Below are 24,283 nucleotides of genomic sequence, written 5' to 3' on the forward strand. Positions count from 1 at the left end.
ATTATTTAAAATTAAATTTTTCTGGATCTGGACCACAACGGCGACCATCGTTTAATGCATCTAATTGTGCCATTTCTTCCTCTGTTAGGACAAAGTCAAAAACCTCTAGGTTCTCAACCATACGTGTAGGTGTCATTGTTTTAGGGATCGTTACAACATGATGCTGAACATCATAACGCAATACAATCTGTGCAGGTGTTTTGCCATATTTCGCAGCAAGCTCTTGAATCAAAGCCTCTTCTAGCAAGGAACCATTCATTAAAGGTGACCATGCCTCCACCTGAATACCTTTGTCTTCGCAATAGGCGCGTACTTCCTTTTGTGTTAAATGCGGATGGAACTCAATTTGATTAATCACAGGGATAACCGTAGCTTCTTTCAACAATGTTTCTAAATGATGTACATGGAAATTACTTACACCAATAGAGCGCACTCGACCATCTCGATAAATTTTTTCTAAGGCCTTATATACATCAATATAATTATCATCGATGCCAGGCCAGTGTACTAAATATAAATCTAAATAATCCAGCCCTATTTTTTCTAGGCTGCTCTCATAAGCAGCTAGTGTTTCTTCATAGGAAAGAGCATCGTTCCAAACTTTAGAGGTAATAAATAGCTCTTCACGAGTCACTAAGCCTTCTTCAATCGCTGCACGTATACCCCGTCCAACACTTTCTTCATTACGGTATACTTGTGCTGTATCAATGCTACGATAACCTTTTGTGATAGCTGTCTTTACGGCCTCTGCTAGATCATCTCCCTCAGGTACTCGAAAAACACCATAGCCCACTAAAGGCATTTCCAGTCCATTATTCAATGTCACATTTCCCATGCTTCAACACTCCTATCTTGTTTTCACTAACAATATCATTTGCTCTCTACAGAGTCATATGTAGTTGTCCTTCATTTATACATCGTACTGCTTCATCATAGAAAAAGGCAAAGAAAAAGACTGTTTACCCAACTAGTAAACAGCCTTTGCCCTATTAATCACGTTTTTCATCGATACCCTTTGGAGCATCGTTGGATTCTTTACCTTCTTTTGCTAAATCCAGAGCTATTGGATTTGGGTCCTTGCTAAGCAAATCTTTTTCAACAACTGGTTCACCAATTGTATCTAATGTTGGCTTCGCTTCAATCTTTGGCGTGTTGCCCTCAATTTTTTCAACAGCTTCTGGCTCTGGTAATACACCATGTGTGCGTAAATGCTCAATTTCCTGTGCATTTAATGTTTCTTTTTTCATTAAAGTATTGGCAATTAAATCAAGCAAGTCACGATTTTCCGTGAGAATACGTTTTGTACGCTCATACTGTGTATCAATAATTTTTTGCATTTCTTTATCAATTTCATAAGCGATTGAATCAGAATAGTTTTGGTCTGAATTAAAGTCACGGCCAAGGAATACGTTACCGCCTTGGCTTGAGCCAAATTGCATTGCCCCAAGATTTTCACTCATGCCGTATTCAGTTACCATTGCACGTGCAATACTTGTTACCTTTTGGAAATCGTTATGTGCTCCAGTAGATACTTCACCAAGAACAATTTCCTCTGCTACACGGCCACCAAGAAGCCCTGCAATGCGATCTAAAAGCTCCTGTTTTGTTGTAAAGAAGCGTTCTTCCTTTGGCAACATAATTGCATAACCACCTGCTTGACCACGTGGCACAATGGTTACTTTGTGTACAGTATCAGCCTCATCTAACTCAAGGCCAACAACTACGTGACCCGCCTCATGGAAGGATACAAGTTTTTTCTCTTTTGCTGAGTACACACGACTCGCTTTAGCTGGACCTGCAATTACGCGGTCTGATGCCTCATCGATATCTGTCATATTGATCGAACGTTTACCTTTACGAGCAGCTACAAGCGCCGCTTCGTTTAGTAAGTTTTCTAAATCCGCACCTGAGAAGCCAGGAGTACGTTGCGCAACTGCTCCTAAATCAACTGTATCTGCTAATGGCTTATTGCGTGCATGTACTTTTAAGATTGCTTCACGTCCTTTTACATCAGGATGCCCTACTGTAATTTGACGGTCAAAACGACCTGGACGTAATAATGCCTTATCTAAAATATCTGGGCGGTTTGTTGCGGCAATGATAATAATTCCCTCATTTGCACCGAAACCATCCATTTCAACAAGCAATTGGTTCAATGTTTGTTCACGCTCATCATGACCGCCGCCAAGACCAGCGCCACGTTGACGACCCACTGCATCAATCTCATCAATAAAGATAATACATGGTGCGTTTTTCTTAGCATTTTCAAACAAGTCTCGAACACGTGATGCACCGACACCGACGAACATTTCTACAAAGTCAGAACCTGAAATGGAGAAGAACGGAACGCCAGCTTCACCTGCTACTGCTCGTGCTAGTAATGTTTTACCTGTACCTGGAGGCCCTACAAGTAAGATACCCTTTGGAATACGTGCACCGATTTCAGTGAATTTACGATGATCTTTTAAAAATTCTACAACCTCAACAAGCTCTGCCTTTTCTTCATCAGCACCTGCTACATCTGTAAAACGTACTTTTTTCTTTTGATCATCATAAAGTTTCGCCTTACTTTTACCAAAGCCCATCACTTTATTACCGCCACCCTGAGATTGGCTCATTAGGAAGAAGAATAAGAAAATGATGATAATGAAAGGAATAATTCCTGTGAAGAATTGAATCCATCCACTTGTTTCTGGTGCTGCTAAATAGCTAATATTACTATCCTTATCCTTAGCAGCCTCATCGATGCGGTCCATTAAGGATTGATTATCGCGAGGAATATTTACCGTAAAGCTTTGACCTTTTTCATAGCCTTTCAGTGTACCTTCAACAATGTATACGGATTTATCAGGTTGAATGGTAGCACTTGTTATTTCTTTATTATCGAGAGCATTTTGAAACTCATAATACGTTAGCTCTTGCGTTGGCGAATTACCGCCATTGAAAGTACCAAAAATACCGATAATCACTAGGAAAATCAGTAGGTAGAATATGGTATATCGAAATATTCGATTCATCTCCAGCCTCCTCATTACAAACAGAAAAATTATAAGTAAAATCTTAACATACCCTGATTTCAGGATACAACGAAAAGCTCTACTTAAAAAATGTTTCGTTTATTTTTTACTGTTATTCAAACAGCTTTTAGATCATCTTTAATACGTCCCAGCGTAATTGTACCTGTTCCTTAAGCTTGATATAGCGGAATATTGTGTCAAGATTTTGAATTATATTCATAATACGCAAATCCCAAAACAATTATTTCCATTCTATTAAAAATAGATGTGCTTTTGCTTCTTGATATCACGAAAAATTGATGACCTACGCGGGGGCCTTTCTTTTTCATAACGGGTAGCTTATAACTTAGAATGAATAAACTTCAGGCTTTAAAATACCAATATAAGGTAGGTTTCGGTATTTTTCTGCATAATCTAGCCCATAACCTACAACAAAGCCGTCTGGCACTTCAAAGCCAACATAGTCAGCAGCTAAGTTCACTTTGCGACCTGATGGTTTATCAAGCAATGTCACAATTTTAATGGATTTTGCTTTACGATATTTAAATAAATCTACGAGATAGCTTAACGTTAAACCACTATCAATAATGTCCTCAATAATTAATACATCACGCCCCTCAACGCTTGTATTCAAATCCTTTAAAATCTTTACTTCACCAGATGACACTGTAGCATTGCCATAGCTAGAGACATCCATAAAATCTAGCTCGATGAAAGAATCAAAGCGCTTCATTAAATCTGTCATAAAAGGCATCGCCCCTTTAAGAACACCGACAGCTAATGGGAATGCATCTTTGTACTCCTCTGTCAATTGTGCACCTAGCTCTACAATTCTTTCCTGCAATTGTTCTTCTGTAATCATAATTTTTTCGATGTCATTTTGTAACATATCGATTCCTCCTCGTGATGTATCAAAAAATCTTCAACCTATCATTTATGTTGAAATATTTTACAAAGACCTTAGTCTACGATGAGCACTGTATCATCGTTTGGTTGCGGGGTAGTTGAAAAAAACATGCCCATCCGCACACCAATTACCGCTACTACCTCATCAGATTGAGAAATCAGTAACGGCCAGCTATTTCGCTCATTTAAAGGAATCTTTTCATCTATAAAAAGGCGAGATAAGCGTTTTGGCTGATCCATTCCTTTTAACAGCATTCGATCTCCATCCTTGCGCGTTCGTACATAGAGCGGTAGGTAGAGTTTGCTAGCGTTAAAATAAAAAAGTTGTGCAGTATCCGTCAGCAGCTCAGATGTTAAATCATCTAGCTTAGCTAGGCATAAACGTTCACCAGTTGTCAATGTTGTCCATCCATTAGCAGTCGAAATTATCTTTTTCTCAGAAGAAGCTACTCCTTCCAATGGCCTATTCTTCTGAATTGTTAATTGTCCGTAACGACGAACTGCTAAAAAATCCTCAGGCAAGTGAATTTCAGCATATCCTGCTGTCGTCTCACAAAGCTTTAAAATTGATGTCACTAAAGCATAACTTTGTATCGTATTTGAATCTTTGTAAAGATAGTTTAATAGTATTAAAATGAGCCTCCTTTGTAAAGCAAGCGATATCAATTGAAAAGCATCAATTTTCATGCTGTATGTATTTTCGTTACTTCTCTCGATAATTTGAGAAAATACATCTTGGGCTAAGGCCATTAAAAACGCATCGTCTTCCTGCAATTGCTTTGTAAAATGGGTTACCTGTTCACTCACTCGTGGATTTTCTGCCTCCAATAAAGGCACCACATGATGTCTATAGCGATTGCGTACATAAGTATCCTTGGCATTGCTAGCATCTTCCCGATAATCTAAACCTTTTCTAAGTAAATATTCCCTTATTTCGTACTTTGTAACCGTTAAAAATGGACGAATTAATGTTTTTCCAGCGAAAAATCGTTGGGCACGTATTCCTTGCATACTATTGATGGTCGCATTTTTGGTTAGCGCCATTAACACAGACTCTAATTGGTCATCCGCATGATGTGCAGTGACAAGCTTCGTCGCATTCGTTTGCTGTAAGACCTCTTTAAAATATCGGTATCTTTCCCTCCTGCAAATAAGCTGTGTATTCCCTTTTTCCTGTGCCATTATTGCAGGTATCGGAATCGCCCTCGCATGTAAGTAAACGCCATTATTATCACAATATTTTTGGACAAATGCTCTATCCTCAGCAGAAGCTTCCCCTCTTAACATATGATCGACATGTACTGCCTCTATCTGAATGCCCCATTGCTCTTTTGTGTCCACAAAATAATGCAGTAACGCCATCGAATCGATTCCTCCCGAAACGGCGATGAGAAGATGGTCGTCTTGCTGTAATAATCGCTCTTTTTCAATAAATGATTTGACCTTTAATTCAAATGACAAACGCTTCTCCTCCCCTTTTCGATACAATTAAGATGATTTACTCAGTGAATGTTGAGCTGGTCTAAAGACAGCCCATGTCGGTACAACATGTGTCACCTCCAGCATTAATACTGTACAGTCATCTTCAATAGCATAATAATCCTGGAACGACTGCATAATGGTTGTTAGCTTATCTTGAATAGTTTTAGTGGTACTTATGACCTGCTGTGCATAAGCTAAAAACATCTCCTCCTGCTCATCCCAATCAGCTACGCTGGAAAATAAACCATCTGAATGCATTAAAATAACATCCCCTGCTTTTAGCTTTCTTTTTTCAGCCTCAACTGCTGAAATGGATAAAAACCCTACAGGCGCTGCATTACTTTCAACCTTTAAGATCTCTTTTCCACGTAAAATATAAGTGGACATTCCCCCAGCCTTCCAAGACCATAAATCGCCATGCTGTAAATCAACAAGCGCAAAGTCAAGCGTTGCATACATATCATTCTGCTGCTTTAAAGACATTACATAATGCAATGTATGCATCGCTGTTTCTGGATTCATATTGTAATTAAGGCATTCTCGCATTAAATGGATCAGCTTTCTACTTTCATGTTGTGCTTCCTTGCTCTGCCCCATACCATCTGATAGCAAGATTGCAAAGAGCCCAGGGTGTAATTGAAAGAGGGCATGTGAATCACCAGAGTATAATGTTGCTTCTTTTGACATGCTATATATATCATACTCTACTTCAAAGCTAATAGCTGATCTAAAGCATATCTGGACATGTCGAAATGGTACATCACAAGCAACAACCTTTTCAATTTCAAATGGCTCATCAAAAATCTCATAAAGAATCGGTAAAATCATCCGTTCAGCTAATGTCGTCTCTTCCTCCCAATCAACCCGCGCCGGTGCTAAAGCACAAACAATCTTTCGTGCTCCAGGCTTATTGCTCAGCACATCAAGCTGAAAGCACTCAATATGTGCTTCCTTTAAGCGTTCAATAATATCCTTTTCCACGCTCACAAAGGAAATCGCATCCTCCTTCATCTCAGCCATTAGCTGATTTAAATGATTGCTCATATCCCGAAGCTGAAGTGCGATCATTTTTTTTCCATGAAAATATTGACCATTAATGTGTTCACGGTAGAGTTCCGTATCTAGCTCCTCAAAAATTTTTGTAGACTTCACACATTTATAGCGTATTTGCTCTTCCACACGATGAAGAGTTGACTCCTTCCCCATACCTTTCATATGAAACCAATCTGTCATAAGCTTGTCCATCCCATTATTTTGTGCTCCCCAACAATGGTCATAACGAAAACAACTTAAGCAAGTATTCATCGGTGATACTTCTTTTGTTGCTTCAACGGGTGTTGTCATAAAACGATCAAAGACCAGCTCCTTCATAAATTGTACAAAATGCTGAAAATGCTCTAATTTATACGTAACATGTTCAGTTAACCAATTTTGCCTTGCAAGTAAAATCTCCTCGCGCTGTGGAAAGAGCTTGTCCCTCGCCATATCTGAATATTTCCTTGGAATGGTTAAAAAAACAACACTGCCAATAACAATGGAGGTAAAGTAAACACTATCTAGCGGCAATGTGGCATCATAAAATAAAAAAAAGACACTGGGCAAAATGCTGCCGATTGCTACGCCAAATCTACCTGCTTTAGCCCCCATACCCGCACATAATCCTGTTAAAGTCGCTACAGATAGCATTCCTGTAAACGACAGCTTTGCAACACCGATAAGGGTCCCCAAAACTGCACCGATTACCGTTGCCAATGGAACGCTTCCTACTAACGCGCCAAAGCAAATAAAAAGCTGTAATAAAAATATAGGCAATGAAAAATAACTAAACACAACTGCCTGCATTCCTGTAAGCATGGCGGCAAATACTACTAATCCAGAACCCAGCTTCTCATATGTCCAATGACTCGTAAACCACTCATAGGAGTTAACAAATAATACTTGCATAAACAACGTCATAATAAGAGCTAGAGCCGCTTCACACCCTACATAAAACTGTACAAGCACCGGAGGCAAGCCCTGATACATTACGCCCTGCCATACCATTTGTACCAGCAATACGGCCAATGAAACGGCAATACTTTGAGGCAACTGCCAGTAACGGAAGCGTCTAATACATTCATACATAAGGATTTGCAATACTAAAATAAGGACTTGTCCAAAGCCGAGGAACAAGCAGCCTATCAAACCTCCAAATAACACAAATTTGGCATACTCTCGATACTTTGTTCGAATAATAGCCCAAAAAGGAACTGAGAACGGTACAGCTGCTTCAAATACAACAGACTGCGCCAAAAAAAAGGATGTTAAAAAAAAGAGGGCGCCGATGAGTATTTGTCTTTTTTTTGTTCCTAATCTTTGGTCATCTACATTTGTTGTAGTATACCATTCGATACTTGTCATTTAACTATCCCCTTTCCGCACTTTTGGCTATTATAAAAAATTATGTATAGAAAGATTGTCTGACGGTGGCATAAAAAAATATAAATTTTTCGACGAATAGCTATACATAAATACGAGAAGCGGCAGCAAATATGAATTTGTGCGACAGTGGAGGAAAACACAGCGACAGCCACACATAATTTATCTGAACTAGAGTGTAACAAAATGCAGCGGCAGCCTTAATAATCACTTGTCCAAGCCTAAAGTTTATAAAAATTACGACATCTCTTGCAATGAACAAGGCTAGCGATAGATTTCTACGCAAGAACAAAAAATCCGCCAGACGTTCATTACTATAACATGGTCTTATTTGTATGAAAGCATAGTAGAACGTAGTAGGAGCACTACATTTTTTCTTAATGTTAACAGTAAAAAATTCTAGGATAAAATCCCCTTGTTTTAGTGGCAAACTTTGTACAACATCATTTTAGTTAATTTTTTTGTAAAGCTACTTGACACTAGCATCATTGGCTTGTATTATTTAATTTGTTGCTTAGACAACAGGCGGAAGTAGTTCAGTGGTAGAACACCACCTTGCCAAGGTGGGGGTCGCGAGTTCGAACCTCGTCTTCCGCTCCATTTTCTATTGGCGGCCTAGCTCAGCTGGCTAGAGCGTACGGTTCATACCCGTAAGGTCGGGGGTTCGATCCCCTCGGCCGCCACCATTATTAGGCCCGTTGGTCAAGTGGTTAAGACACCGCCCTTTCACGGCGGTAACACGGGTTCGAATCCCGTACGGGTCATCCAAAAGTCCGAGACGATCATTAACATCGTTTTGGGCTTTTTATTTATCTCTATCTACAACAGTATTTTTATGGCACTGTCTACTCCGATTTTATAAAAAAGAAGGCTTGAAAAATCCTTCTTAAGTTATTATGAGAACACTGAAAAAGTCAATTTACACTAAATCCATTAATGTAAATTGACTTTTCATATCCATTAATTTTTCCGTATTTTTAATACTCTGGTTATTATTGGATGTTATTTTTCACCATACATTTACCTTGTGAAGTACTCTACTTAACCAAACGAAGTAAATATGCTAAGTTCATAGTGGGAGTTGACTTAACATAGTGTTTGATCATTTTAAGGACAGGTAGATAAAAGCGGATCTATTAGAAGGCTCACTTTATACTGATCTACAACTACATACTCTTAGATCGAATAGTGAACAATCAGCAGGGAGACACTTTAAAAACAGCAACCATTGCCCTTTTAAAACAAATTTCCTATTTCCAGATAATTCAATACGTTTATCACGTCATCAAACATTAATTACTGATATTCACTGTATTCACATCAAATGTCCTTTATGATTCTAACAAATACAGGAATATAATAGGAATTATTACTATACAAAAAACTCAATATTGTACTTTTTAGTAGTAGAAAGAAAGTTTCTTTATTCTATTTTTTAAAATACCTACAATATCATTTCATAAGGCTAAAATTCCCTCTATCAAGAAAATTTTATTTTAATGCTACATCTACTGCATATGTAGCATGAATAATTGTTGTATCAAATAAAGGAATAGCTGCATCCTGCGCATTAATGAGAAGCCCAATCTCTGTACAACCTAAAATAATCCCCTCCACGCCCTGCTGTACAAGCTCATGGATGACCTGTAAATAGTATTCTTTAGAGGATACCTTAATTTCTCCTAAACATAACTCCTCAAAGATAATACGATTAATCTCTGTACGACTCCCTTCGTTAGGAATCACAACCTCTATTTGATGCTGCTGAATCTTTTCTTTATAAAAATCTTGCTCCATCGTATACTTAGTGCCGAGTAAACCAACTTTCCTTATCTTTTGATGCTTCATTTCATAGGCTGTTGCATCCGCAATATGCAAAATTGGAATTGTAATGGCCTTCTCGATAATTGGTACTACCTTATGCATTGTATTTGTACAAATAACGATGAAATCTGCCCCTGCTGTTTCTAAATTGCTCGCAACCTTTGCAAGTAACTCACCTGCTTCATCCCACTTTCCTAATTGCTGAAACTGTTCAACCATTTCAAAATCCACACTCGCTAAAATAGATTGCGCTGAATGCAACCCACCCAACCTTCTTTTCACTTCTTCATTGATAATTCTGTAGTATTGTGCTGAAGATTCCCAGCTCATACCCCCAATCAATCCAATTGTTTTCATATGTAAATTCCTCCTTTAACAGGCTTTTCTTTAAAATATACTATAGCATTCTGATAATTAGAGAAACAGTATATATGCCTTCTTTTGTGCCGATTACCTCAAAATATGGCATACTTATATAGACAATTCATACTATTCAGGAGGTCTATTACTTGTGAATCAATTAACAAAAGCCGCTCTTATTTGTGGAAGCGGCTCGATGATTATTCTGGTTTCGATTCTTATTCGCTTGCCGTTTTTTGTGCAAATTCTACTATTGCTTAGTGGACTTGCTATAAGTGTATATGGCGTCTTTTTACTTGTAAAAATGGCCATCCACCCAACAGAAAGCACGAGGAAAACCCCTTCTCACCAAACAACTACCACACCACCTAACAAGAAGAAAAAACCTTCGTCTACTTTGTAGGTACATTCAAAACAGACAGATTTATAAGCACTATAAAAAAGAGCAAGAAATCAATAATAAACCTTGATTTCTCGCTCTTTTGTCTGATAGGGCTTTTTCTGATATAAAAGCTAAAATTAACGATTATCACAAAACAATTTCAAATCATCTTTCTTCTGGTCAAACAAGGTTAGAAAAATTGATGCACTGCTTCAGCGTAAACTGACTCGTTTTCGCAAAAAAAGGAACTAGCCTTTAAAGAAAGCTAATCCCTACTCTATTTCATACACTTTTTCTACGATTAAAACAGTCAGCAAACTACCCTCTTCTAGCTCCGCGACCACCACGTTTTGATTCCGTAGCACGTTTAAGTGTTGCTAGACGTTCATCACTATCTTTTAAGAAACGTGCCATTTTTTGTTCAAAATTTTCTTTTGGCTGATGGCGTTCGTTGCGATCGTTAGAACGATTATCACGACGTGGACGTGCTGGACGCTCTGGTCTCTCAACTTGAGGCTTTGCTTTACGGATTGAAAGACCAATCTTTCCGTCCGCTTCAACATTCATCACTTTTACTTCAACTTCATCTCCAACTTTTAGATGCTCATTGATATCTTTCACATAATTATCAGCTACTTCACTAATGTGAACCAAGCCTGTTTTGCCATCTGGCAGCTCAACGAATGCTCCAAAATTTGTGATTCCTGTTACTTTACCTTGTACCTTGCTGCCTACTTCAATTGACATAAAAAAAATGCTCCTCCTTAAAAATTAAGCGACCCTTTTGAGTCATGTAATCAATTTAATCAAACTTTTTATTGCAATATACTTCTCTTTTCATTATATATAACAAAAAAAGAGTGTCAACAATACATAGCCTTTCAGTCGTCTTTTTTATCCTCTTTATCAGGAATAATGAAAATAATTTCACCTTCTTCAGATAAATAATACTCTTTTCGTAAGAGCTTTGCGATATATTCATCATCTTCTAATTGTTTGATTTTAAGATTTAATAAGTCTTGTTCTTCTTTCAATTCAGCAAGATGTTGCTCTGCTTCTTTCTTTGCCTGTTCTTTTGTTGCTAATACTTCATTTTGATGTGACAACACATTTAAGAGAAGAGCGATAATAACGACTGGTATAATCGCAAAAAAGATAATACGACGCATTTTACGTTTGCGTGCTTGCTGCTTGCGATTAATAGCTTTATCCGTGTTACGGACATAGTCATTATCAAGCTTCGTGAAATTTTGTTGTTCATCATTTGATGAATGACGTTTTGTCATGCCCGCACCTCCGAAAATTATTGTTGCTTTTTATTATACTTCAAATATCGTAACTTTTTAAAAAAAGTGTAGGACAAATACGAATAAATTTTGACAAAAGGCCTCAAAACAAACATAACGATATGAATGAATAGTTGAAGAATATGTCGAATAACCGTAATAATCAAGTGTACGATAAACCAAAAGGGTCTCCATGTTATATTCACCAAAGTTCTTGCAACGAAACGTAAAAAGGTTTGAAAAAATGATTGGTACAAAAAAATCCCAGCAATTTGCGCTAGCGGGTCATAAGCCCGCCAAGCGCCATCCTTTAGCCAAAACAATAAATAGTATGTCAATCCTCCGAGTAAAATCCATGTTAGTAATTCAAAAACCATCATCCACTTTCGAAGGCTTGACCTTTTTGGAGTCGAAAAAACAATAAGTCTCACACTATCAATAATGAAACCAACTGCTATACCGCTCAAAACCATGACGATTAATTGAAAAAACTGTTCACTAACAATCATCCAAATAATTTATGAAGGAAACCTTTGGAGAAGCCACTTTCCTCCTCGTCATACTGTAAGGTTTTTACAGTTCCTTCAAGTGTCAATAAGCCTTTGTCAACATCTAAATGAACGATATGCAGTTCCTCTCCACGGATTAGCAAATGCCCTTGGGACGTCTTAATGAAAAATTCTTCCTGATCAAAGCGTTCAATTGATTTTACAGAAGTCATGTCCATTCTTTTACGATTGCGAATCGTTAAAATATGCTCTCCAGATGGAATTGTGTAACGATTACTTTCTTGATGTAGCGTCATTTTCTTCCTCCTTTAGTCGTCCTAGCTTCTGTTCACTTTATGCGGACAACCTTCAAAGCATGACAACTTTATTGACTTTCAGCTATAAAAGAAGAAGGAAGCAACAGAAAGACTATTCCTCATCATCAATAAATTCAGGTTCAATCTTTTCGAGACGTTCTTCGTTTAAAATCGTAAACATTTTTGCAGCATCTTCTTTTTTCACCGTGTCCCGTAATTCCTCTACACGTGCTGTGACGATTTTTTGGCCAAAACGGATGGCAAGCTCATCGCTCACTTTTACTGTACTGCTAGCCTTTGCTACCTTTCCATTAATGGTAATACGCCCTTGATCTGCCACCTCTTTTGCTAAAGTACGGCGTTTAATTAAACGTGATACTTTTAAAAATTTATCTAATCTCATCTTTCTACTCCTTTTCTAACTGCTTTGCTTCATCCCAAAAAGCATCTAATTGTTCTAATGTAAAATCAGTAAATGATTTGCCACTTGCCTTTACCTGTGCCTCTACATAGCCAAAGCGCCTTGCGAACTTTTCATTGGCATGTAGCATAGCCTCCTCAGGTGAGATTTTATAGAAGCGTGCTAAATTCACTAATGTAAATAACACATCCCCAAATTCATCGAGACGAGATACACTTGAACCTTTTTTGACCTCAGCTCGAAATTCCTGCCATTCCTCTGCAAACTTCTCCCATGCCCCTTCTACATCTGGCCATTCAAAGCCTACCTTTGCAGCCAGCTTTTGATAATTATAGGATGTTTGTAGCGCAGAGGAGGCTCTATACTCATTCTTTAATAATGGTTTATCACTAGTGCCCTTTTCCTGAGCTTTGATCGCTTCCCAATTGGCAACAACGCCATCCGCATCCTCCACCGCAACATCACCAAAAACATGTGGATGACGACGAATCATTTTTTCGCTAAGAGTGGCTAAAACATCTTCAAGTGTAAAGTATCCTTGATCTTCTCCAATTTGTGCATGTAAAAATACTTGCAATAGCACATCACCAAGCTCCTCAATCATTGCATAATCATCCTCAGCATCTACAGCTGCTAAGTATTCATGTGCCTCTTCCAGCAAATATTTTTTTAAGGATTCATGCGTTTGTTTTCGATCCCAAGGACAGCCATTCGGACCTCTTAATGTTGCAATAATTTGGCGCAATGTTGTCCAATCACGCAGTGCTGCCTCCTGTGATCTCACAGGCGGTACATAAACAGTTGTTAAATTATTAACTTCGACACTTTGATCGAGTTCATAGAGGGGTACAGTGATAATTTTCTCTTGAGCAGAGCCTGCTGCCGTTACAACTGTTACAGGGTACTCATCATCATATTTCTCCATTAAGGTTAGCTTCACCTCTGAGGCACTAAATGTATCATATACCTGTGCAATTAACAGATGCTGGCGCATATTAATATCATGCATGGAAAAGCTAGTACCATCCAGTAATTGAAAGCCCTCAATCGGATCAATTTTTAATGCGCCAAAAATCGGGTCTAAGAAACTTTGTCCACCCTCAATAACTACATTAACGCTTCCCTCATCCGCTGCTGCAATAAGCAACTGCACTGTTTGCTCTGCCACTAAAGGATGACCAGGCACAGCATACATAATATCTTCTACAGCTGCTACTTCAATAAGTCTGTCTGCAATTTCCTTATAGACAGGCTGGAATGAATTATGCTCTTCATAGACCTTATCAAAGCTCTCAAATTCGACACCTTCCGCTGCTAATTCCTCCAATACGGGATGATCCACTGTGCGAACATATAATTTTTTCGCATTTTTTAATTTTCGATAAACACCCATTTGCAGTTGATTAAAATCTCCCGCACCTAAGCCAATAATTGTTAACGTCTTCAATACTCCCACCTACTTCTTTATGTCAATTCACACAGGCATTTTAAGGAACGCGACACTATATGTTGATTGACTACCTATAAGAAAGGCATATCATTAATGTTCCGCCCCTTCTGCCGTTCGTTTATCTTTTCTAATTTAACCCATATTTACTCATTATGCTTCTTGAGGGGCGAGGAATCCTTGCTTATTTTTTTGAATTTAACCATAGTTGATAAACAGCCATTCTTCGGCCAAATGGTAATAGGTACCACTCCTTTTCTGCTAGTACCCGCTTCTTCGCTACCATCGTTAGCAGCACAAATGCCCCTAAGCATACTGCTGTAAAGCTGGCAATGATGGCTGTTACACGTGAAGATAGGTAATAGCTTAAAAGAGCTGGTGTAAACTGTAACCATAGAAGCACAGCAATTGCCATACTTAAAGAAGCGATTCCTACTTTTTTATAAAAGCTGACTGATGCCAATTGAATGCTTGTTAAACGTTTTAAATAGATAATAAGCATACTTGCCGTTAATAATAGGCCTATATCATTTGCGATAGCTGCGCCTAATATACCAAGCCAACCAATCATCCATAGATTTAGTACAATTTTGATGATAAAGCCTAACAGCAGAAATAGAGCTGGCTTTTTTAATTTGCCATAGCCTTGTAAAATAGCTGTAAATGTAAGGATAATCGACAATGGCACAATTTGAAATACATAGACGGTTAATACTGCTGATAAGGCATTTGTTTTAAACAGCATTTCATTCAAATATGGCATAATAAGCATTAAGCCTAAGGATGCAGCCCATCCAAATAAAATAGCTGCTTTATAGGTTAGTTGGATAAATGGAACTGCACTACGCCCCTCTTGTTTTTTCGATAAATGAGCCACAAGGGGGACAATCGCAAGTGACAATGAAGATGCGATAACAATGCCCAACTGGACCAAGGGCTGACCACGATCATAAATCCCCTTCGTTTCCTTGGCCATTGTAGAAGCCATCCCATTTTCCATCAGTAGTGAATAAATCGTAAATGAATCAACCAATTGATACCCAAGTAATAGTAGACCACTCATGCTTACGCTTATGCTCAATAAGGTAACTTCTTTAATAATTGATAAGCTGGACACAGGCTGTCGTTGCTGCTTAGTATGAAACAGTCCAAATTGTCGATAAAATAGATAGACAAGGAAGAAAAAAGCAGCTACTTCCCCAATAACAGTACCAGTAATAGCCATTTTCCCTGCGCTATAAAGTGAATTAGTTGTAGCCATAATAATAAAGGTCCCTGCTAAAATCACCGTTATTCTAATCGCTTGTTCGAGAACTTGAGCATAGGCAATCGGCTCCATCATTCCTCTCGATTGAAAGCCGCCTTTTAAAATAGCAAGTGCTGGCATCACCCATACAACAAAGGAGCCTGTGCGTATCAATGGCGCAAGCTGAGCATCACCCATCCATTGTGCAATTTTTTCGGCACCACCAAATAACACTACAAAAAATAGCAATGATAACACCGTCAAATAATAAAAAACGATACGCATAATGGCACTTCGTCTTTGTTCACGTTCTTGTGCATTACTCAGTGAGTCATTATCTGCTAGCATTTTAGAAACAGCCACAGCAAAACCACTGGATGTCCAAACAACAAAAATCGATATAACAGGATATACCTGCTGATAAATATAAAAGCCTTCATCACCAACAAGGTTTTGAAAAGGTACACGATAAATAGCACTAAGCACCTTTACAATCAGGGCAGCTATTGTTAACAAGGCCGCTCCCTTCATATAGCTTTTCATGCCGAAATGTTGCGCCATAAATTGCCCTCTTTCCTTCTTAACAATGCCAATAGTATAGCATACCGTGAACCACTCGCCACTTAGCTACGCTTGAAGTGGGCGCTTCTTGGGACAGAGCTTACTTGCGAGCGTATGTATTACCTCACAGCGATTTCTCTTCTATACCAAGCTATCCCGTGATCCCTACGGTTCGATCTTAAAAGTTTGACGTGCTTGCTAGCCTCAAGTTTCCTCATTCGTATTCTTTCTGTACGCAAAAAAAGTTATTGTTCAGCCTAAAAAGACCATCGCAATAACTTTTATATGCATTAACTATTCATTTGTTTTGCTAAGAAGTTAGCAGCAGTTTCCACTACCTTGACTTCTACATCTCCAACAAAATGCACTTTTGATAAAATAATAATGCAGCCTATCGGATCGCCATTTACGACAATCGGCGTCGCACAATACGATTTTACTTGCTCATATTGTCCTGGCACAATTTCAAGCGTTGCTTCCATTTTTTCAATCTTTGTAGAGCGCTCATCCATAAAGCCCTCTGCAAAGGATGTAATACGACGATTGATATATTCCTTCTTGCCAATCCCTGCAACGGCGATTACCTCATCACGGTCAGTGACAAATGCTGGTGTTCCTAATGTTTCGTAAAGTGTCTCCACATACTCTCTTGCAAATTCTCCTAGGTCATTAATAGGAGAGTATTTTTTTAATATGACTTCACCTTCACGGTCCGTATAAATTTCAAGCGGATCGCCTTCACGAATACGTAGCGTCCTACGAATTTCTTTTGGAATAACTACACGCCCTAAATCATCAATACGACGAACAATTCCTGTTGCCTTCATTCTAATGCCTCGCTTTCGCTACAATGAAATTTTTATTCACCTACAGTATGGTTTTTATTGAAGCAATCTATGCAAAAAACTGAAGAAAAAGGATGTCACAGCCATCAAAATTTTGCAAAAAGCGCTAATTTCCTAACGCAAACGTCCATTAACACCTTATGATAGTACCCAAAAAATTACTTTTTATATGCAAATTCTTAAATACTCTTATACAATTTTAGAAAGGAAACGTTGTAATAAGAATAGGGAGATTTGGAATTGAGTAAATTTTCTATGTATGCAATAATCCTTGAAATTATTGGTATAGTATTCTTTATGCTTATAGGTGTCCTATGCCTTCTAGTGAAATGGCGTTCCTCATCAATCTACAAGTGATTTTTAATAATATTTGGTGTTAAAGGGATATTATATTTTACTGTTAGTATTATAGTGGAGATTTTAGCCTTTAAGAAGTCAGAGGAAAGTCGATGGCTTAACTACACAGGTCTGTTGTTAACTCCAATTGTCTTAATCAGTACTATATTTTTATCATAATTATAGGTTGGACAGTTTTCTAAAGATTCTATTTGTATAGGGATGCCCTTCTGCGTGAAAGCAAGGTGATAGCGTCAAAACATATACTTATAATGGACATCAACCTCTTTCTTTAACAGAAGGGTTTTTACATAAATCCCCTAACAATATAAGGTTAGTTTATCTGTCTAAAAAGATAAACTAACCTCATTTCTCTTATTGCTTTTTAGCTTGATCAATAATCTGCATCAGCTCTTCTAAAATATCGAACGGCTGGTATTTCCCACACCGGCGCTCATCTATTGTTACTTTTAATTGCATGCCATCCATACCAAAGCCAACAGCACGCTCGAATTTCATAGACTCTTCAATAATTTTACTGCCATCCACATTGGCTGTGCCTTCCTCAGATAACAGTATCGTTATCACTTTTTGCCTATCCTTTACAGATACTACACCTGCACCTAACCCCCATACCTTCATGCGGGCGATTCGTAGCAAGCGCTCTGTTTCAATTGGGAGATCGCCAAATCGATCCTCTAATTCCTCCATGATTTCGTCATATTCCTCTACCTGATCCATTGCCTTAATGCGTTTATACATTTGGATTTTTTGATAGCCATCTGGAATATAGGCATCAGGAATATAAGCATCCACGCTCAATAAAATTTCAATTTCAGGCTTCTCTTCCTTTTTCACACCTGTTTGACGTTCAGCAATTGCCTCTTGCAGCATTTGCGAATATAAATCAAAGCCAACAGAATCAATAAAGCCATGCTGCTGCGCTCCGAGCAAATTCCCAGCTCCGCGAATCGATAAATCACGCATCGCAATCTTAAAGCCTGAGCCAAGCTCTGTAAATTCTTTAATTGCCTGTAATCGTTGCTCTGCTACATCTGTCAATACTTTATCACGTTGATACATAAAGTAGGCATAGGCTACCCTATTTGAACGCCCAACACGTCCACGTAATTGATAAAGCTGTGCTAGGCCCATACGATCAGCATCATGGACAATTAATGTATTGACATTTGGAATATCAACACCTGTCTCAATAATTGTTGTCGTCACAAGTACATCATAGTCACCCTCTAAAAAGGATAAAATAACCGATTCTAACTCCGTCTCTGTCATTTTCCCATGTGCAAAGCCTATACGAGCCTCTGGAACAAGCACTTGAATTTCCTCAACCCTTCGAGCCATATCCTCTACACGATTATAGAGATAAAACACTTGTCCGCCACGTGCCATTTCTCTTTCGATTGCCTCTCGCACTAATGCTCCACTATGCTCCATCACATAAGTTTGCACGGGAAAACGATTGGCTGGGGGTGTCTCAATAACAGATAAATCACGGACACCCACCATTGACATATGAAGTGTTCTTGGGATGGGTGTAGCCGTCAACGTTAAGACATCGACATTTGTTTTTAATTGTTTAATTTTTTCCTTATGGGTTACGCCGAAGCGTTGTTCTTCATCAACAATCAATAAGCCAAGATCTTGGAATATCAAATCCTTCGATAAAATACGATGTGTTCCTATAACAATATCGACTTGCCCTTCTTTTAGCCCTTTTAATGTTGCTGTTTGCTCTTTTTTAGTACGGAAACGAGATAACAGCCCTACGTTAATAGCAAAGTCTTGGAAGCGCTCTCGGATTGTTTCATAATGTTGCTGAGCTAAAATTGTTGTAGGTACAAGGAAGGCAACCTGTTTACCATCCTGGATGGCTTTAAATGCTGCGCGAATGGCAACCTCTGTTTTACCGTAACCTACATCACCACAAACTAGGCGATCCATTGGGCGCTCACGTTCCATATCTCGCTTCACTTCAACAATAGAACGTAGCTGATCCTCTGTTTCCTCATATGGGAACATAGCTTCAAAATTACGTTGATCATCGTTATCAGGCGTAAAAGCATGCCCCTTTTCTGCTTCACGCTTCGCATAAAGCTTAATTAAATCATCAGCAATATCCTGTACAGCAGAGGATACCTTTGCTTTCGCCTTTTTCCATTCTGCCCCACCTAATTTATGTAGCTTTGGCTCACGGTCCTCTGAGGCCACATATTTTTGGACTAAGTCTATTTGTTCGACAGGTACATATAATTTATCGTCTGCACGATATCGAATATGTAGGTAATCCTTATGTGTACCGTTGACTTCTAATGTTTCTACACCAATATACTTACCAATCCCATGATGAACATGGACAACATAATCACCAGGTTTAATTTCTGTATAGCTTTTAATACGTTCAGCATTGGTCATTTTCTGCGTACGTGCTTTTTTCTTTGCCTGCTGTTTAAATAGCTCATCCTCTGTTACAACTGTTAAACGTTGAAGGGGCAATTCAAAACCACTCGATAAGCTTCCATCTACAATATAAATACCAGGCTCTGTTGGCTCCCCTAGTGCGGCATGGATATCATATTCCCCCAGCATTTGCTGCACACGTTTCACACGCTCACTATCTCTCACAACGATTAATACTGTAAACTTACCAAGTAGCCAGCGTTCCACCTCGCTTTGTAGCAGTGACATTTGTCCATGAAATTGCTGCATTGGCTTGCAGGAAAAGCTCGTTGTTTTATTAAATGTGATGCCTGAGAATGTTCGTGAAAATAAGGAAAATGATAGCTTTTGCTGTGGAAGCATAGCGAGTATTTCCTTTAATGTAAAGGCAGGCTTCACATCATGAACCATTTTTCCCTCTTCAATTAAAGATAAAAACCATTCATCCTCCTCACGTTCCCACGCATCCATAACCTCTTGAATACGTCCAAGCTCATCAAAAAGGACAAGTCCATCATGTGCAAAATAATCACCCAAATAGGCGGTTTGCTCATATAATAATGAGCCATATTTGTTAACATAGTCAGGTAAACTTCCTTGCTGTAGCAATTCAATATCATACTGAATATGCTGATAAAGCAATTCCTTTGTTTCCTGCTTCTTTACCTTCTTTAAACTAGAGGCTAGTGCTGTCTCTAAGCGACCTGCCAATGCCTGTCTTTCCGATTGAGTAAGAATAACCTCCGATGCAGGAAGAATACGAATTTTGGGCAATTTATCAATAGAGCGCTGATCATCTGCCGAAAATGTTCGAATAGAATCTACTTCTGTATCAAATAATTCAATACGAATAGGCGCTGCTAAATAAGGTGGATAAATATCTAATATCCCCCCACGTAACGCAAATTCTCCTGGCGTTGTCACCATTGAATTCCGTACATAGCCCATCTCGACTAATGTTTGTAGCCATACATCAATATCAATCTCTTCTCCTACAGCTGTTTGTAAAAAATATCGTAGCCAATGCTCTTTCGGTTGCATGACTTTGCGTAAACCTGCAACAGGGATAACATAGACAGCCCTCTTGCCCCTAGCTAAGCAATCCAGTGTTGCAATACGCTCAGCACGTAATTCAGGAGAGGCTACAGAAAGATCTGCTGCAATAAATTCATCAGCTGGATAATAGTAAACATGTTCCTCCCCTAATAATCCCGCCAGCTCATCAACCATCTTCTGTGCCTGCAATAGATTAGGAGAAACAATATAAATTGGCTTTTTTACATATTCAAATAACGCATCAACCATGACAGGGCGTGCGCTTCCTGTTAAACCTGTAATAAGCTGTGATGCAGTTTGACCGCTCCGAATCTCCTGTAAAAATGATGTAATATGTTTATCCTGCGACACAAGCTGTCGTAAAATTTCCACAGTCAAAAGCTCCTTTCAGCATAAAAATGTATTAATTTCTACTATTAACCTAGTACTATAAATATAGCTTTATTGGCTCTTTTATAAAACGGAAAAAGCCTTGAACACACACGAAGTGCGTCAAAGCATCCTTCCAATCCATTTATTGAATCCATTTATTGAGTGCGTGATAATCTGGATATTGTCTCAGCGAATCCTCACATTGCTCACAAATGCAGTGTACAGTTGTTTGTCCATGTTGATCCTTTTCAACATAATCATCTGCTTCTCCCAATTCGAAAATATGTAGCTTTCGAATTGTATCATCTGCATCAAACGGTAGTGTCCCTATTTCTACTTCACAATGCCTACATCGATAGCGAACTGACATCTCCAAATCATCCTCCTTTAAGCAACTTACTACTTAAAGTATAGACATTTATAAAAAGGATTATGCACTTTGCTAATGTATCTGCTTTGCAATATTTTAAAGTACCTAACTATTGTTTTAGCAATAAGTGCACTTTAAACCATTGAGACTTTCATGGAACTCAATGAGCCTAGCTCCATCTATTTGCTCGCATTAAAATGATTCATCACATCAAGAAATGGCTTGGAAAGAGATGCTTCAATAGCATTTACAGCATTTTTAATGGCATCCTCAATAAGGGCTTGATCTTCCTTCAAAAATTTCGCCAGTACATAATCGGCTACCTTCATGCCAGCTGGTGGACGACTAATACCTACTCGAATACGATTAAATTCCTGTGTTCCTAAATGCTGAATTAAAGATTTAATGCCATTATGTCCACCTGCACTGCCTTTTTGGCGTAGGCGTAATTTTCCTGTTTCTAAATCTAAATCATCATAAATAACAATTAAATCTTCTACAGCAATATCGAAATAATCCATCAGCGGCCCAATACATTCCCCTGATAAATTCATATATGTTAAAGGCTTAACAAGTAGAACCTTTCCCTCAGGTCGATGAACAGTTGTATACATCCCATTAAATTTTGAATTTGTTAAAGAGGTTCCCCATTTTTCTGCTAATGCATCAATCACATCAAAGCCAATATTATGTCTTGTATGTTCATAAGGTTTACCTGGATTTCCTAAACCAACAATAATTTTCATAAATACCTCTCTCTTTCCCCACTCTAATAGTCATTATTTTACCATATCACACAGCTAGAAAGCATATGGTACAGTTCCAAAAGCTTAAGCAAAAAAATAAGGCTAGTAAGAAAGACGAAACTTTCTTACTAGCCTGTCCTATTTATTGATTTTTACGCTTGTTCTTCAGCATTATCATCTGCTTCTGTCGTTTCTTCTGTAGCAGTTGGAGCTACCACTGTTGCGATGACATAATCGTCTTCACTAATAATCTCAACAGCTACACGATCACGAATATCGGTAACTGTTAGTGTGTCTCCAATTTTAAGTGCAGTCACATCAATATCAATTGCTTCAGGGATATCAGTTGGCTTTACTTTCACGGTTAGCTCTAAGTTAGGCTGCATTAAAATACCGCCCTCATTCACACCAACTGACTCACCCACTAATTTAATTGGCACAGCTGTTTCTAATGCCTCAGACATATTAATGGCTAAAAAGTCTATATGATTCACTTGTTCTTTTAATGCATTTTGCTGCATTTCTGAAATAACAGCATTTACTTTCTTTCCTTCTAGCTCCATTGCAAACACACCATTTTGTCCATTTTTTTGTATGGACTTTTTTAGTTCCTTTGCAGAAATAGAAATTGGGGTTGACTCTAATTGATAGCCGTAAATAACTGCAGGAATAGCTCCCCCTTTTCTAAGTTGGGTTAATGTCGAACGATGCCCAGTTTCGCGCTTTTTAACACTTAATACTGTACTCATACCTCTTTATTCCCCTTCCAAGAAAAATTATTTACGCCTTCTTTATAATTATGGTTCTTTCGAAGGCTATTATACTATTTACCTCTTAAAAAATAATGTAAATACTATAACATACTTTCTATTATACCCATTTGTGAGAACTTTCACACAAAATAAGCTCATAAAAAGGCAAACCTATCGCTAAAGATAGATTTGCCTTTTATTTATCCTATTTATTATTAATCGAATAATGTACTTACAGATTTGTTTTCATACACACGAGAAATTGCATCAGCCATTAATTTAGCAACAGAAAGCTCTGTAATTTTTGGCGATTTTTTCTCTTCCGCAAGCTGAATTGTATTTGTTACCACTAATTCTTTAATAGAAGAATTTTCAATACGTTCAATGGCTGGACCAGATAGGACAGGGTGAGAACAACAAGCGTAAACTTCTTTTGCGCCAGCAGCACGTAATGCATCTGCACCAATTGTAATCGTGCCAGCTGTGTCAATAATATCATCAATCAAGATTGCCACTTTACCATCAACATTACCAACAATGTTCATAACTTCCGCAACATTTGGTTTTGGACGACGCTTGTCAATAATTGCAATTGGTGCTTTTAAACGTTCAGCCATTTTACGAGCACGTGTTACCCCACCATGGTCTGGTGAAACAATAACGATTTCGTCTTCTGGAATACCTTTAGATTTAAAGTAATCAGATAGTAAAGGTACTGCCATTAAGTGGTCGATTAAAATATCAAAGAAACCTTGGATTTGAGGTGCGTGTAAATCCAACACGATAACACGTGTTGCTCCAGCAGTCTCAAGTAAGTTTGCCACTAATTTAGCTGTAATTGGCTCGCGTGCTTTTGCTTTACGATCTTGGCGCGCATAGCCGTAATAAGGCATAACAACGTTTACTGTACGAGCAGATGCACGTTTCACTGCATCCACCATAATTAAAAGCTCCATTAAATGTTCGTTTACTGGTGCAGAAGTAGACTGCACGATAAACACATCACAACCACGAATACTTTCTTCAATGCTAATTTGAATCTCTCCATCACTGAAGTGCTTAACAGAAGATTTTCCTAATTCAACGCCCATTTCCTGCGCAATTTCTTGCGCTAGTGGGTTATTCGAATTAAGTGAAAATATTTTTAATTGTGAGTTTGCATAATGATATGGCATGATGGCCTCCTGTTTAATT

Annotated in this window: 20 protein-coding genes and 3 tRNA genes; 4 read left to right on the plus strand and 19 right to left on the minus strand. The window is 38.3% G+C overall.

The annotated features are described in order from the left end of the window. Window position 1 precedes the first annotated feature (1 nt). The 5 genes from ADM90_RS22070 to ADM90_RS22090 form a co-directional block, all read right to left on the minus strand. On the minus strand, window positions 2-835 hold the full coding sequence (locus ADM90_RS22070) for an aldo/keto reductase (protein ID WP_053997025.1): 834 nt from the start codon (window positions 833-835) through the stop codon (window positions 2-4). 154 nt (window positions 836-989) lie between these two features. Further along, window positions 990-3,017, minus strand: a complete 2,028-nt coding sequence (ftsH, locus tag ADM90_RS22075; RefSeq protein ID WP_053997026.1) for an ATP-dependent zinc metalloprotease FtsH — start codon at window positions 3,015-3,017, stop codon at window positions 990-992. A 346-nt stretch (window positions 3,018-3,363) separates the two neighbouring features. Then, window positions 3,364-3,906 carry a hypoxanthine phosphoribosyltransferase gene (hpt, locus tag ADM90_RS22080; protein ID WP_053997027.1) on the minus strand — a complete coding sequence of 181 codons (543 nt, stop codon included), beginning with the start codon at window positions 3,904-3,906 and terminating at the stop codon, window positions 3,364-3,366. Window positions 3,907-3,977: 71 nt separating this feature from the next. Further along, window positions 3,978-5,384 carry a tRNA lysidine(34) synthetase TilS gene (tilS, locus tag ADM90_RS22085; protein WP_053997028.1) on the minus strand — a complete coding sequence of 469 codons (1,407 nt, stop codon included), beginning with the start codon at window positions 5,382-5,384 and terminating at the stop codon, window positions 3,978-3,980. A gap of 27 nt (window positions 5,385-5,411) precedes the next feature. Then, window positions 5,412-7,805 carry a SpoIIE family protein phosphatase gene (locus tag ADM90_RS22090; RefSeq protein ID WP_053997029.1) on the minus strand — a complete coding sequence of 798 codons (2,394 nt, stop codon included), beginning with the start codon at window positions 7,803-7,805 and terminating at the stop codon, window positions 5,412-5,414. Between the two features lie 543 nt (window positions 7,806-8,348). On the opposite strand from ADM90_RS22090, the gene ADM90_RS22095 reads away from it, so the two are divergent. The 3 genes from ADM90_RS22095 (at window position 8,349) to ADM90_RS22105 (ending at window position 8,587) form a co-directional block, all read left to right on the plus strand. Then, window positions 8,349-8,423 (plus strand) — tRNA-Gly (locus tag ADM90_RS22095). Between the two features lie 9 nt (window positions 8,424-8,432). Beyond that, window positions 8,433-8,509: transfer RNA gene (locus ADM90_RS22100), tRNA-Met, on the plus strand. Between the two features lie 6 nt (window positions 8,510-8,515). Beyond that, window positions 8,516-8,587: transfer RNA gene (locus ADM90_RS22105), tRNA-Glu, on the plus strand. Between the two features lie 727 nt (window positions 8,588-9,314). Here the strand turns inward: ADM90_RS22105 and ADM90_RS22110 are convergent. After that, complete coding sequence (locus ADM90_RS22110; RefSeq protein ID WP_053997030.1) at window positions 9,315-10,004, minus strand: aspartate/glutamate racemase family protein; 690 nt, start codon at window positions 10,002-10,004, stop codon at window positions 9,315-9,317. A gap of 154 nt (window positions 10,005-10,158) precedes the next feature. On the opposite strand from ADM90_RS22110, the gene ADM90_RS22115 reads away from it, so the two are divergent. Further along, on the plus strand, window positions 10,159-10,410 hold the full coding sequence (locus ADM90_RS22115; RefSeq protein ID WP_053997031.1) for a hypothetical protein: 252 nt from the start codon (window positions 10,159-10,161) through the stop codon (window positions 10,408-10,410). Window positions 10,411-10,707: 297 nt separating this feature from the next. Here ADM90_RS22115 and ADM90_RS22120 read toward each other — a convergent pair whose 3' ends face one another. The 13 genes from ADM90_RS22120 to ADM90_RS22180 form a co-directional block, all read right to left on the minus strand. Continuing rightward, window positions 10,708-11,136, minus strand: a complete 429-nt coding sequence (locus tag ADM90_RS22120) for a S1 domain-containing RNA-binding protein (protein WP_053997032.1) — start codon at window positions 11,134-11,136, stop codon at window positions 10,708-10,710. A 134-nt stretch (window positions 11,137-11,270) separates the two neighbouring features. Continuing rightward, entirely contained in the window at window positions 11,271-11,675 is a 405-nt protein-coding gene (locus ADM90_RS22125; RefSeq protein ID WP_053997033.1) for an FtsB family cell division protein, read from the minus strand. A gap of 17 nt (window positions 11,676-11,692) precedes the next feature. Further along, complete coding sequence (gene yabQ / locus ADM90_RS22130) at window positions 11,693-12,184, minus strand: spore cortex biosynthesis protein YabQ (protein WP_053997034.1); 492 nt, start codon at window positions 12,182-12,184, stop codon at window positions 11,693-11,695. Further along, the gene (gene yabP / locus ADM90_RS22135) at window positions 12,181-12,480 is read right to left on the minus strand and encodes a sporulation protein YabP (protein WP_004229167.1); all 300 of its coding nucleotides are present in this window, start codon (window positions 12,478-12,480) and stop codon (window positions 12,181-12,183) included. Before yabP ends, yabQ begins: the two co-directional genes overlap by 4 nt. A 112-nt stretch (window positions 12,481-12,592) precedes the next feature. Further along, window positions 12,593-12,883, minus strand: a complete 291-nt coding sequence (locus ADM90_RS22140) for an RNA-binding S4 domain-containing protein (protein ID WP_053997035.1) — start codon at window positions 12,881-12,883, stop codon at window positions 12,593-12,595. 4 nt (window positions 12,884-12,887) lie between these two features. After that, entirely contained in the window at window positions 12,888-14,348 is a 1,461-nt protein-coding gene (yabN, locus tag ADM90_RS22145) for a bifunctional methyltransferase/pyrophosphohydrolase YabN (protein ID WP_053997036.1), read from the minus strand. Between the two features lie 184 nt (window positions 14,349-14,532). Next, window positions 14,533-16,155 carry a putative polysaccharide biosynthesis protein gene (locus ADM90_RS22150; RefSeq protein WP_053997037.1) on the minus strand — a complete coding sequence of 541 codons (1,623 nt, stop codon included), beginning with the start codon at window positions 16,153-16,155 and terminating at the stop codon, window positions 14,533-14,535. Window positions 16,156-16,445: 290 nt separating this feature from the next. Beyond that, a complete protein-coding gene (gene spoVT / locus ADM90_RS22155; protein WP_053997038.1) occupies window positions 16,446-16,982 on the minus strand; it encodes a stage V sporulation protein T in 537 nt (178 codons plus the stop codon). 729 nt (window positions 16,983-17,711) lie between these two features. After that, window positions 17,712-21,221 carry a transcription-repair coupling factor gene (gene mfd / locus ADM90_RS22160; RefSeq protein ID WP_053997039.1) on the minus strand — a complete coding sequence of 1,170 codons (3,510 nt, stop codon included), beginning with the start codon at window positions 21,219-21,221 and terminating at the stop codon, window positions 17,712-17,714. Window positions 21,222-21,363: 142 nt separating this feature from the next. Next, a complete protein-coding gene (locus ADM90_RS22165) occupies window positions 21,364-21,591 on the minus strand; it encodes an anti-sigma-F factor Fin (RefSeq protein WP_016993788.1) in 228 nt (75 codons plus the stop codon). Between the two features lie 179 nt (window positions 21,592-21,770). Next, complete coding sequence (gene pth, locus ADM90_RS22170; protein WP_053997040.1) at window positions 21,771-22,337, minus strand: aminoacyl-tRNA hydrolase; 567 nt, start codon at window positions 22,335-22,337, stop codon at window positions 21,771-21,773. A gap of 152 nt (window positions 22,338-22,489) precedes the next feature. Further along, on the minus strand, window positions 22,490-23,086 hold the full coding sequence (locus ADM90_RS22175; RefSeq protein WP_053997041.1) for a 50S ribosomal protein L25/general stress protein Ctc: 597 nt from the start codon (window positions 23,084-23,086) through the stop codon (window positions 22,490-22,492). Window positions 23,087-23,304: 218 nt separating this feature from the next. Next, entirely contained in the window at window positions 23,305-24,264 is a 960-nt protein-coding gene (locus tag ADM90_RS22180; protein WP_053997042.1) for a ribose-phosphate diphosphokinase, read from the minus strand. Between the last annotated feature and the right edge of the window lie 19 nt (window positions 24,265-24,283).

It is taken from the genome of Lysinibacillus macroides (assembly GCF_001281525.1).
In the GTDB taxonomy this organism is placed as follows: Bacteria; Bacillota; Bacilli; order Bacillales_A; family Planococcaceae; genus Lysinibacillus; species Lysinibacillus macroides.